Below are 11,562 nucleotides of genomic sequence, written 5' to 3'. Positions count from 1 at the left end.
CGCCGTACTGGTTTAAAGTTAATCCACTATATATATCCTAGATATGCCTATTAAGCTATAAAAAACTGCACATGACCAAGCCGGATTTGGTCTCCGGCTTACTAATGTGCAGTTTACGATTTTCAGACGACCTTTGCTGTTTAGATGGCAAATATACGTCTTTATCGATTTCCAGCTTTATGCTTTTTCTTTTTGGCGCATTTTTTCCGCCATCATTTCATGCAGCGTTTTCTTGGCAGGTTTCATCGGAACGCGGTTGTCCGTCCAGCCCAGTTGCTTGCTCGGCGTCAATGCACGGAATTTGGTGGCCGCCCAACCGAAGGCACGGTAGGCTTTGCTGCCGCTGAAAATGCCGTTGAATGTGCGCCATGCCATTTGTTCGCCGAAGGTATGCGATGCGCCTTGTCCGCGAATAGGATGCGGTACGACTTCAGACGGTGAACGTTGTGCTTCGACACGCAGACGCTGCATTTGTTCAGTAATCGGAATGCGTACCGGGCAGACTTCCACGCATGCGCCGCACATGGTACAGGCGGTCGGCAGGTCGCGGGTGGCATCCAGACCCAACAGGTGCGGGGAAATAATCTCGCCGATAGGGCCGGGATAGGTTGTGCCATATGCCGCGCCACCGATACGGGTATAAACCGGACAATGGTTCATGCACGCGCCACAACGGATACATTGCAAGGTACGGCGCATTTGGTCTTCGGCATAGGCTTGGCTGCGGCCGTTGTCGAGCAGAACCAAGTGCATTTCCTGCGGACCGTCCAGCTCTTCGCTGCGGCGCGGACCGGTAATCATGTTGAAATAGGTGGTAATGTTCTGACCGATGGCAGAACGCGGCAGCAGGCTGTACAAAGGCGGAACGTCCGACAGCTTGGCGACAACTTTTTCAATACCGGTAATGGCGATATGCACGGGCGGAACGGTGGTACTCAAGCGACCGTTGCCTTCGTTTTCCACTAGACACAACGTACCTGTTTCAGCAACAGCAAAGTTTACGCCACTCAAACCGACATCGGCAGTGCTGTAAATATCGCGCAGGGCTTTGCGGGCGAAGCCGGTCAGTTGGTCTACGTCGTCCGTAAGCGGAGTTCCAAGATTTTGGTGGAAAAGTTCGCTAACCTGTTCTTTGGTTTTGTGAATGGCGGGCATCACGATATGGGTCGGTTTTTCGCCTGCCATTTGGACGATAAACTCACCCAAGTCGCTTTCCACCGCTTTAATGCCTTTTGCTTCAAGATAATGGTTCAGCTCGATTTCCTCGCTGACCATAGATTTGCCTTTGACCATCAGCTTACCGTTTTTGGCAGTAATGATGTCGTGGATGATTTCGCAGGCTTCGGCCGGAGTTTCCGCCCAGTGTACTTTCACGCCCAACTTAGTCAGGTTTTCTTCCAGCTGCTCCAGCAGGGCGGGTAATTTGGACAATGAGCGTTGACGGACGTGTTCGCACAAATCGCGCAGGTTTTGCAACTCTTCTTCGTCGGACAAAACGGCTTTGCGCTTGGTCATCAGCATATCCATCGCGGTACGCAGACTCTTACGCAAAGGCTTGTCTTGAAGGGAAATTGCGGCGTTTTGTTTGAAAGTTTCCGGCTTCATGTGGAACTTGATGGTTTGCGTAGTCATGCGTTTTCCTCCAAATCGGCAGGGGAAATGTGGTCAGGCAGGATGGCGAGGATGACCAAATCACGCGGACCGTGCGCGCCGTAAGCAAGCGTCAGTTGGATGTCTGCGGTTTTGGACGGGCCGGAAATCAGGAAAACATTGGTCGGCATACCGTTTTCCACCAGTTTTTCGCCTTCGACGGCGTTATGAAATTCGTTATACATCTTCGCCGTATCAAACAGGCAGAAATGCACGGGCGGGACAAGGCTTAAAGTACGCGGTTCTTCGGGGCTGGAAAACAGCATCAGCGTACCGGTACGGGCGATGCCGCATTGCGAGCCGCTGAAGCCTGCATCGATGTTCGCGAAAAACTCGGTTTTCCAAGTATCGATTTCGCGTTCGAAAGCAATCGGTTCGATATTGCTGTCCACCAGAGCGGCACGGGCGATTTGTCCGTGTTCTGTCGCTAATGGCAGTAGGATGTTTTTCAAACCTTTGCCTTCGGCTGCTTGACGGAATACTTGCGGCCAGCCGGTTTTGGTCACCCAATAAATTTCGGTTTTGACGGCGCGCATAGCGGCAGCCCAATGTTTCAGACGCTCAACTTCGCTGTCCCAAGAAACACCCATTTCACGGTAATAATCAAAAACTGCGGGCTCTTCCATCGGTAATGCGTCGGCTTTTTTCAGTTTTGCCAAAATATTTTCGCGCGCGCTCATGCTTTGCCTCCGGTACGTTCCAACAAGAAGGATGCGATGTGTTTCGGACGCGGCATATTCGGCTCGTCTTTAGCGATTTTGCCGCCGATGTTCATCATGCAGCCGCAGTCCGCGCTGATGATTTCGGTTGCACCGGTTTCTTTCAGCGCGGCGACTTTGTCGGTTACCATCGCGCCGGAAATATCGGCCTGTTTGACCGAGAATGTACCGCCGAAGCCGCAGCATTCGCTTTCATGGTCGTGAACGATGCGTTCAACGTTTTCCATGCCGTCAATCAACTGCCAGCCTGAAATATGGACATTCATTTCGCGGCGGGCGGCGCAGGAAGTGTGAACAGCGACTTTGACCGGCTCGCCTTTGTCTTCAGGCTTGTAGCCGATGGCAAGCAAGAAATGAGTAAACTCAATGATGCGGTTGGCACAATCAACCGCTTTGGATTCGTATTCTGTATTTTTAAACAGGGTGGGCCAGTGATGTTTCATCATGCCGCCGCACGAGCCGGACGGTACAACGATCGGCCAGTTTTCAGGGAAAAGGTCGAGTTGCGCTTTGGCGACATCAAACGCCTCGGTTGGATGACCGGAAGAGTAGGCGGGTTGGCCGCAGCAGCTTTGCGCCATCGGGAAATGAACCCGTATGCCTTGCTGCTCGATTAAAGTAATGGCATCCATGCCTGCTTCGGGCATGAAAAGATCAAGGACGCAGGTGCCGAAGAAATAGACATCCGTCGGCTTGCTGTCGAATGTAGTGATTTTGGGTGGGGTGATTGCGCTCATTTTTTCGTTAACGGGAGTACCCGTTTTTCTTTGTATAAATAGACGGCTACTTTAAGTAATTGCATGTAGGCGGTCAAGTATAATTTTAAAAAATAATATTGGAAACGATTGATGGGTCGTCTGAAATACTGATTCCACAAATGTAAATAGTTATATGCGAATAAATATCATTATATTTAAAAGCTAACTCATTTATTAATGAATAAATGAATCAATCCATATGAATGCCCGGGTGTTCAACAAATATGATTGCACCCGGGTTTCAAACTGTTTTATAGAAAAAATAGGGGAGGGTAGTTAATTGGATTGAGAGGAAGATGGATTTTTAGATGCATTAATTTTTGATGCAACCCACAGCGCGACACCTGAGCCCAACATATCCGCAATGCCGTCGCCAATAGAGCCTTCGCGTGTTGTGGTAAACGTAGCTTGTGCCCATTCACTTCCAACAGCAAACAGAAGTGCGAATATCAACAAACCGAAATACGGAATTTTTGCTTTTTCGTGAATATAAGATTTTGCCAATAACCAAATCTGGGCAAAAAACAAAGCGAAGTGGGCTACTTTGTCGAAATTGGGAAACGGTGGCGGCGTATTACCAGATTCCTTGAAAATCAAAGAATAGATACCGGCCACAAACCAAACGATAGCCAACAGACTGAATTTATTGATGTAAAACTTCATTTTTGTTCCTCATCCAACCAAGTTTGGCAGATAGCCGCAAGGCGGATGAATTTGTTGCCGCGTCCGTTCAATATGTCGCGCCATTGTTCAACTTCCTCTGTTGTCGGTGCATCATCTATACTGCATTCGTACAGCAGGAAATCAAGGGTTTCTTCCACTACGCCGATGGGTTCATTCTGGATTAATTCTAAAATCTGAGACATATGGGGAATTTTTCAAAAGAGGAGGGCGGATAATGATGTACACAACATAGCATTTACTTGCTGTGTAGGAAACGTGTAGCTTCTTCCCATTCGCCCGCCATTATTTTCGGCATCGCTTTTAATGATTTGGCAATTGCCTCGTCAATCTGTTGGCGGTGTTCTGCGCTTGGCTTGTTCAATACATAAGCGACAACGAGGTTACGGTCACCCGGATGATCTATACCCAAACGCAAACGGTAATAGTCAGGTGTACCAAGACGGGCTTGGATATCTTTCAAGCCGTTATGCCCCCCATTTCCGCCGCCAAGTTTAAATTTGATACGACCGCAAGGAATATCCAATTCGTCATGCACAACCAGTATCTCTTCGGGCTTGATTTTGTAAAACTGCGCGAGTGCGGCAACAGACTGGCCGGAACGGTTCATAAAAGTCATGGGTTTAAGCAGCCACACATCGCCATCAGGCAGATTCGCCCGCGCCACCTCACCAAAAAATTTTTTCTCTTCTTTAAATGATACTTTCCACTGCCACGCAAGTTCGTCTAAGAACCAAAATCCTGCATTATGGCGGGTTTGTTCGTATTCGCCCCCGGGATTTCCCAGTCCGACAATCATTTTGATTTTATTCGACATAATTATTTCTCAATACCGCAGAAAATGCGGTCAATTTCGATAAAAGGTCGTCTGAAAATGGTTTCAGACGACCCAAGTTAACTATCAATCCTGATTTTGTAAACGTTTGCGGCGTGCCTCTTTGGGATCGATCAATAATGGGCGATAAATCTCAATCCGGTCTTTATCGCGAAGAAGCGTCTCACTTTTAACTGACTTGCCAAAAATTCCCAGCGGAGCAATTTGTAAGTCCAATTCAGAAAATATTTCATCCAGCCCGCTTTGACATACCGCTTCACGCGCCGTACAGCCATTTTGCACATTCATTTTTTTCAACACTTGCTTGTCAGGCAAACCGTAAACGACTTCAATCTCAAGCATAACGGCGATCCGCTTCTTTAACGAACGCATCAACCAATGCTCCAGACAAATGGCTGAAAACAGGCGAAATCATGGCAGATAAGACAGAGTTGGAAAATTCATATTCCAATTTAAATTCAACTTTGCACATATCGTCGCCCAAATCTAAGAATTTCCATGTTCCCCGCAAGATTTTAAAAGGTCCTTCCAACAAATCCATTCGGATTTCCTTACCGGGAATATTGTGATTGTGCGTAGCAAATGATTGGCGCACGCGCATATAGTCCATAAAAAGACGCGCTTTCAACTCATTGTTTTTTCGTTCGATTACTTCAGTTTTACTGTACCAGGGCAAAAATTTCGGATAGTCTTCAACCTTATCGACCAACTCAAACATTTGCTCCGTGCTGTGCAAAACCAAGATATTCTTCTCAACCTTTTTCATGCTCAAACAGGCTCAAAATCGGAAAGCGGTATTATAAACGAATTCACTGTATTTTTCAGACGACCTCGAATCTCTGCAACCATCCCAATCCAACTCATCATCAAGACAGTCCTGCTTGGCAAAGTATAACGATATGCGTATAATCGACCTTTCCCATCTGGGGGCGATCTTGGTTTCGACGGGGGTTGCAAAGCAGATGCGGGCATACCGGGGTCTCAGATTTCCCGTAAAACACTGAATCTAAATAGTCGCAAACGACGAAACTTACGCACTGGCCGCTTAAGGCCTGCCGTTGCAGCAGTTGGTCAATGGGCTGTGTAGCGCAAGCTACCGCAACGTCATTCTACATTGACTGGTTTTCCGCCGGGTTACTTGGCGGGAAATAAGATTTAAGGTAACTGGTTCCTAGAAGGCCTGTCGGTCGGCATGATAGGAACGAGATTTTAAATAGACACGACTAAGTATGTAGAACGCTCTGTAGAGGACTTCCGGACGGGGGTTCGATTCCCCCCGCCTCCACCAAGCCTAATTTTCAGTTTTATTTTATAGCGTATAAGAGCCTTGAAATATAACAATTTCAAGGCTTTTTGTTATCTCATTGCTGATGTTTAAAGCAAACAGGAATCTGCTATCGACAAATCAAACTGATTCACCGTTCTGCTTTGCCTCCAAAAGCTCCCAGCGTTCCAATTTTTCCAAAAGCAGTGTTTCGATTTCTTCGGCGCGGTTTTGCAATGCACCGGCTTTCTCATAATCTTTGAAGATTTCAGGATCGGAAAGCTGCGCGTTGATTTCCGACTGTTCGGTTTCCAGGGCGGCGATTTCGTCGGGTAGGGCGTCGAGTTCGCGCTGTTCTTTGTAGGAAAGTTTGACCGTGCGGTTGGCTTTGGGTTTGGCTTTTTCCGGTTCAGCGGCTGCTTTGGGTGCGGAGGTCGTCTGAATTTTCTCTTCGCGTGATTTTGCGTCAATATAGTCCTGATAGCCGCCGATGTATTCTTTCAGACGGCCTTGTCCTTCGAAAACAATGCTTTGGGTAATTACATTGTCGAGGAACATACGGTCGTGCGAGACAAGGAATACCGTGCCTTGGTAATCGCGCAGCAAGTCTTCGAGCAGCTCTTGGGTGTCGATGTCCAAGTCGTTGGTCGGTTCGTCCAAGACCAGGATATTCGCGGGGCGGGTGAAGAGTTTTGCCAGCAGGAGGCGGTTGCGTTCGCCGCCGGAGAGCGATGAAACGGGGCTTTGCGCACGGGCAGGGTGGAACAGGAAATCTTCCAGATAGCTCATGACGTATTTTTTCTTGCCGCCGATTTCGACGTAATCGTTGCCTTGGCCGAGCGTGTAAAACACGGTGTCGTTTTCGTTCAACGCACTGCGGAACTGGTCGAAATAGGCGACCTCCTGCTTGCTGCCGATGCGGATTCTGCCGTAGGTCGGCTGCAATTCGCCCAAAATCAGCTTGAGGAAGGTGGTTTTGCCGATACCGTTGGGGCCGATTAGGCCGATTTTGTCGCCGCGCTGCAAGATGGCGGAGAATTTGTCCATGATGACTTTGTCGCCATAGGCAAACGAGGCGTGTTCCAGCTCGGCGATGATTTTGCCGCTTTTCTCGCCGCTGTCGAGCTTGAAGTTGACTTGTCCCTGCACATTGCGGCGGTCGGCGCGCTGGCGGCGCAGTTCTTCCAAACGGCGCACGCGGCCTTCGTTGCGGGTGCGGCGCGCTTCGATGCCTTTGCGTATCCACGCTTCTTCCTGCGCGTGGAATTTGTCGAAGAGGCGGTTGTGTTCCGCTTCAACCGCCAATTCCTGCGCTTTTTTCTCGCTGTATTTGGAGAACGAGCCGGGATAGGAGCGCAGAATGCCGCGGTCGAGTTCGACAATGCGCGTGGCGATGTTGTCCAGAAAACGGCGGTCGTGGGTAATCACGACCAAGCTGCCTTCAAACGCTTTGAGCAGGTTTTCCAGCCAGATAATCGCGTCGATGTCCAAATGGTTGGTCGGTTCGTCCAGCAGCAATACGTCGGGCTTCTGCACCCAAGCCTGCGCCAAAGCGACGCGCTTTTTCTGCCCGCCGGAGAGGTTGCCGATTTTTTCATTCTCCGGCAAACCGAGTTCGCCCAAAGTCTGCTTTACTGCCGCATCCAGCTTCCAGCCGTCCTTCGCTTCGATTTCAAGCTGCAATTCGTTGAGCTCTTTCAATAAAGCCTCACTCGAACCATTTTCCAACTCATGGCTGACGCGGTGGTAACGGCCCAGCAGATCACGGATTTCGCCCAAGCCTTCGGCGACGGTGTCGAATACGGTGGCTTCCTTGTCGAAAAACGATTCCTGCGGCACATAAACGATTTTGAGGTTGTTTTGAACGATAATCTGCCCGTCGTCGAGCTTCTGCACGCCGGCGAGGATTTTCAGAAACGAAGACTTACCCGCGCCGTTGCGGCCGATTAAGCCGATTTTTTCGCCGCTGTCGAGTTGGAAGGAAGTTTTGTCGAGCAAGGCGACATGGCCGACGGCAAAGGAAGCGTTTTCTACGGATAAGATGTTCATAAGGAAATAGGGAAAAATAAAATCAAGTCGTGTATTTTAACTGATTTTAAAAAGCTCTGTGATAGGTACGAAGAGAGATGAAAAGAACTAAAGAATATTGAGAAACTTGAATCAATCGATATAATTTAACATAATATACATTATGCGAACTAATGTAACAGATAATAAGTTACTCACAAACAAAATCCGCCCCTTATTTTTACAGGCGGATTTTTCCAAATGTGAACTATTTAATTTTATGCATGCGTTTGTCTGTATAGACACACAGTACACCGCTATTGTTGTAGATGACTTGATGATTGGTATCGCAGAAAAATGCTGACAATTCGATAGGAACTTTTTCACTACCCCATGTTTGTGGTGAAAGGAATATAAGTTTGCCCGGCGTACATTTTTGAATTTCATCTTTATTGATTTTGCTCACCACACAAACATCACTTTGATCGATATTTGTATCAGAATTTGTATCGGACTTCATTTTGTCACAACCAGCAACCAGTACAGTCAAAGCCGTCAAAATTAGAATCGAAGATTTCCTCATATCTATTTACTCCTCAATTATTTGGATTTACAAAAAAACTCAAGCTAAATTCATAACTTGGCAATAAACTTTGCCGGAACGTTTTCAGTCAGCCAAACGCCGTTGTCTGCGAGGTAAAACTGATGACCGTCAGCGAGCATGGCTGCGGTGTTGATGGTTAACACTACGGGTTTACCATGTCGGGAACCAACTTTGATTGCAGTTTCGATATCTGCCGAAAGATGGACGAAATGGCGTGAACCTGCATGCAATCCCTGGCCAAATATCGACTGCACCGATTTTTCCGCTGTGCCGTGATATAGGATATCAGGCGGTGTCGTTGCGCAATACTGGATTTCAACCTGTTTTGTGGAATGCCCTTGCGCGGCACGAATACGCTTGCCGTCTTCTGATATGGTAAACCGTTTTTTATCATTGTTTTCAACTATTTCCATTAAAGTATCGTACGTCAATGCAACGCCGGTAAAGTTGTGCTTGGGGTGATTTGCTTGTGCCAACAGGATATCAATATCCACCCAGCCGTTTTTGTCCAAAGTAATTCCGATTTGTTCGGGTCTGTGACGCAAGATCAGGCTGAGGAATTTGCTGACGGATTTTTGTTGTTTTTCATTTAATCTCATGGGTGTTTTTCTTTCTTTTAAGTATTTTCAGACGACCTTCTCTTTACAAAGGTCGTCTGAAATTTATTTATCCAACCCCTCCTGCACCATCTGCGCTGCCCGAACCACTGCTCGGGCTTTGTTCTGTGTTTCCTGCCATTCGGAGGTCGGGTCGGAGTCGGCGACGATGCCTGCGCCGCTTTGGACGTATAGCGTGTTGTTTTTTACTACGGCTGTACGGATGGCGATTGCCAAATCCATGTCGTTGTTGAATCCCCATACGCCGACGGCGCCGCCGTAGATGCCGCGTTTGCTGGGTTCGACTTCTTCGATGATTTCCATGGCGCGGACTTTGGGTGCGCCGGAGAGTGTGCCGGCGGGGAACGTGGCGGCGAGGATGTCCATATTGGTAACGCCCTCTTTCAGACGACCTTCGACATTGGAAACGATGTGCATCACATGGGAGTATTTTTCAATCACCATTTTGTCGGTTACTTTGACTTCGCCCGTTTTGCTGATGCGGCCGACGTCGTTGCGCCCTAAATCGATAAGCATGACGTGTTCGGCGATTTCTTTGGCGTCGCTTAATAAGTCTTGCTCGTTGGCGAGGTCTTCGGCGGGGGTTTTGCCGCGCAGGCGCGTGCCGGCGATGGGACGGACGATGACGTCGTCGCGTTCGCGGCGGACGAGGATTTCGGGCGAGGAACCGACGATGTGGAAATCGCCAAAATCGTAGTAAAAGAGATAAGGCGAAGGGTTGAGCGTGCGCAGGGCGCGGTAGAGGGCGAGCGGGCTGTCGGTGAATTCCATACTCATGCGCTGGCTGGGGACGACCTGCATGCAGTCGCCTGCGAAGATGTAGTCTTTGATTTTGTTGACGCAGGCTTTGAACGGTTCTTCGCCGAATTCGCTGACGGCTTCGGTGTGTTTGCTGCCGAGCGAGAGCGGGATGGCGCAGCTTTGGCGCAACTGGGTGCGGATGTCTTCGAGGCGTTCGCGGGCGCGTTCGTAGCCGTCGGGCTGCGCTGGATCGGCGTAAACGATGAGGTGGATTTTGCCGCTCAAATTGTCGATAACCGCCAACTCTTGCGACAGCATCAGCAAGATGTCGGGCGTGCCGAGCGGGTCGGCTTTGGCGGTGTTTTTCAGGCGGTGGGCGAAGTGTTCGAAATTGTAGATGGTTTCGTAACCGAAGTAGCCGACCAGTCCGCCGGTAAAGCGCGGCAGGCTTGGGATTTCGGGCGTTTTGAAGCGGTTGTGGAAGGCTTCGATAAAGGGCAGCGGATTGCCGTCGTGTTGCTCGACGATTTCGCCGTTTTGATAAACATCGACGTGTTTGCCGCTGGCTTTGAGATAGTGGCTGCAAGGCAGTCCGATAAAGGAATAGCGGCCGAAACGTTCGCCGCCGACAACGGATTCGAGCAGGTAGGTATAGGGGCGGTTGGCGAGTTTGAGATAGAGGGAAAGCGGCGTATCCAGGTCGGCAAGGAGTTCTTGAACGAGCGGGATTCGGTTGTAGCCTTGAGCGGCTTGGGCTTGGTATTCTTGTTTGCTGATCATTTCTATTCCGTTTGTCGGGTACTTTTCAGACGACCTTATCTGAGTAAAAACCGGTTGAATTATCCGAAAAGTATAGCAGTTTATCGATAGCGTTGACAGTATGCGGGTCGTCTGAAAAAGCAAAACGCCGTTTGCTATCAACGGCGTTTTAGGCTGGGGATATCAGGCGTTTGGCGTAGCGGTATGGCGTTTTTTAGCCTGTTTCCATTTGTATGCGTAGCCGAGTACGACCGGAATCAGCGACAGGATAAATTTGAAGATCCAGCTTGCATACCATGGTCTGTTCAGAATAATAGCCTCCCCTCCGGAAGCGGGAACGACGATGTCTTTGATGGCGAACCAATCCAAATAAGGCCACCAACACATTACCAAGCTGCCTAAAAACAGCGGCCAGATATTACGGCTCAAATTAATCTGCCACAGGCGGAAGCATACGCCTGCCCATACCAGCGTCAGGCCGGTAATCAGGAAGATAGTGTAAGTATCGGCGCCGAGAAAGGCGGCGATGAAATAAGTCAGCACCACCCAAATGACGGCAAGGACAAGGACGATGATTTCTTCAGGACGTTTGAACATTTCAGCGCTTCTCCAAAGCAATGTCGCATCATACGGTTTAGGGCGGGCTGACGATTGGCGGCGCGGGAATCTTTAGGGATAACATATAAAACGTCGCTTCCTCACCGGTCAGCCTGCCTGAAAGTCTGTTCAGGCGATACTATACCCGAAACGAAATAGTTTGAATATGCTACTTATTGCTAGGACGGGCGTTTCAGACGACCCTCAAATCGTTGAAAAAAGGTCGCGTCTGAAAACCGATACCTTCAGACGCCCTTAAACCATTTTCAGACGACCTCTTTGCACCCTGTTTTTCCGATGTATAGTGGATTAACTAAATCAGGACAAGGC

At 48.9% G+C, this 11,562-nt stretch carries 13 protein-coding genes and 1 other RNA gene; 1 reads left to right on the top strand and 13 read right to left on the bottom strand.

All coding sequences use genetic code 11. The annotated features are described in order from the left end of the window. Window positions 1-177: 177 nt before the first annotated feature. From HMPREF3050_RS02845 to HMPREF3050_RS02810, 8 genes are all read right to left on the bottom strand, one after another. Window positions 178-1,632, bottom strand: a complete 1,455-nt coding sequence (locus tag HMPREF3050_RS02845) for a LutB/LldF family L-lactate oxidation iron-sulfur protein (protein WP_070773371.1) — start codon at window positions 1,630-1,632, stop codon at window positions 178-180. Continuing rightward, window positions 1,629-2,330, bottom strand: coding sequence for a LutC/YkgG family protein (locus HMPREF3050_RS02840; RefSeq protein ID WP_070773370.1), 702 nt, complete (start codon window positions 2,328-2,330; stop codon window positions 1,629-1,631). The genes HMPREF3050_RS02845 and HMPREF3050_RS02840 overlap by 4 nt, the downstream gene beginning before the upstream one ends. After that, the gene (locus HMPREF3050_RS02835) at window positions 2,327-3,106 is read right to left on the bottom strand and encodes a (Fe-S)-binding protein (protein WP_070773369.1); all 780 of its coding nucleotides are present in this window, start codon (window positions 3,104-3,106) and stop codon (window positions 2,327-2,329) included. Before HMPREF3050_RS02835 ends, HMPREF3050_RS02840 begins: the two co-directional genes overlap by 4 nt. Before the next feature lie 297 nt (window positions 3,107-3,403). Beyond that, a complete protein-coding gene (locus HMPREF3050_RS02830; RefSeq protein WP_070773368.1) occupies window positions 3,404-3,790 on the bottom strand; it encodes a VanZ family protein in 387 nt (128 codons plus the stop codon). Then, a complete protein-coding gene (locus tag HMPREF3050_RS02825; RefSeq protein ID WP_003763661.1) occupies window positions 3,787-3,993 on the bottom strand; it encodes a hypothetical protein in 207 nt (68 codons plus the stop codon). Before HMPREF3050_RS02825 ends, HMPREF3050_RS02830 begins: the two co-directional genes overlap by 4 nt. 53 nt (window positions 3,994-4,046) lie before the next feature. After that, the gene (gene pth, locus HMPREF3050_RS02820; RefSeq protein ID WP_009312935.1) at window positions 4,047-4,625 is read right to left on the bottom strand and encodes an aminoacyl-tRNA hydrolase; all 579 of its coding nucleotides are present in this window, start codon (window positions 4,623-4,625) and stop codon (window positions 4,047-4,049) included. Between the two features lie 84 nt (window positions 4,626-4,709). Beyond that, window positions 4,710-4,985, bottom strand: a complete 276-nt coding sequence (locus HMPREF3050_RS02815) for an RnfH family protein (protein ID WP_070773367.1) — start codon at window positions 4,983-4,985, stop codon at window positions 4,710-4,712. Further along, window positions 4,978-5,409, bottom strand: a complete 432-nt coding sequence (locus tag HMPREF3050_RS02810) for a type II toxin-antitoxin system RatA family toxin (RefSeq protein WP_070773366.1) — start codon at window positions 5,407-5,409, stop codon at window positions 4,978-4,980. Before HMPREF3050_RS02810 ends, HMPREF3050_RS02815 begins: the two co-directional genes overlap by 8 nt. Window positions 5,410-5,568: 159 nt before the next feature. Here HMPREF3050_RS02810 and ssrA point away from each other — a divergent pair. Then, window positions 5,569-5,931: a transfer-messenger RNA gene (gene ssrA / locus HMPREF3050_RS02805) on the top strand. A gap of 117 nt (window positions 5,932-6,048) precedes the next feature. On the opposite strand, the gene HMPREF3050_RS02800 is transcribed toward ssrA, so the two are convergent. The 5 genes from HMPREF3050_RS02800 to HMPREF3050_RS02780 all read right to left on the bottom strand — a co-directional run bounded on the left by HMPREF3050_RS02800 (window position 6,049) and on the right by HMPREF3050_RS02780 (window position 11,232). Continuing rightward, entirely contained in the window at window positions 6,049-7,956 is a 1,908-nt protein-coding gene (locus HMPREF3050_RS02800) for an ATP-binding cassette domain-containing protein (protein ID WP_070773365.1), read from the bottom strand. 226 nt (window positions 7,957-8,182) lie between these two features. Further along, window positions 8,183-8,497 (bottom strand): hypothetical protein, encoded by a 315-nt coding sequence (locus HMPREF3050_RS02795; RefSeq protein WP_003778796.1) that lies wholly within the window; start codon window positions 8,495-8,497, stop codon window positions 8,183-8,185. A 50-nt stretch (window positions 8,498-8,547) separates the two neighbouring features. Further along, window positions 8,548-9,117 carry an RNA 2'-phosphotransferase gene (locus HMPREF3050_RS02790; RefSeq protein WP_070773364.1) on the bottom strand — a complete coding sequence of 190 codons (570 nt, stop codon included), beginning with the start codon at window positions 9,115-9,117 and terminating at the stop codon, window positions 8,548-8,550. 63 nt (window positions 9,118-9,180) lie between these two features. Continuing rightward, on the bottom strand, window positions 9,181-10,656 hold the full coding sequence (gene trpE / locus HMPREF3050_RS02785; RefSeq protein ID WP_070773363.1) for an anthranilate synthase component I: 1,476 nt from the start codon (window positions 10,654-10,656) through the stop codon (window positions 9,181-9,183). A gap of 162 nt (window positions 10,657-10,818) precedes the next feature. After that, complete coding sequence (locus HMPREF3050_RS02780) at window positions 10,819-11,232, bottom strand: hypothetical protein (protein WP_070773362.1); 414 nt, start codon at window positions 11,230-11,232, stop codon at window positions 10,819-10,821. Window positions 11,233-11,562: the final 330 nt, after the last annotated feature.

Source organism: Neisseria sp. HMSC065D04, from assembly GCF_001815675.1.
GTDB lineage: Bacteria > Pseudomonadota > Gammaproteobacteria > Burkholderiales > Neisseriaceae > Neisseria.
The sequence above is the reverse complement of the archived record's forward strand: the minus strand, read 5'-3'. Positions and strand labels throughout refer to the sequence as shown.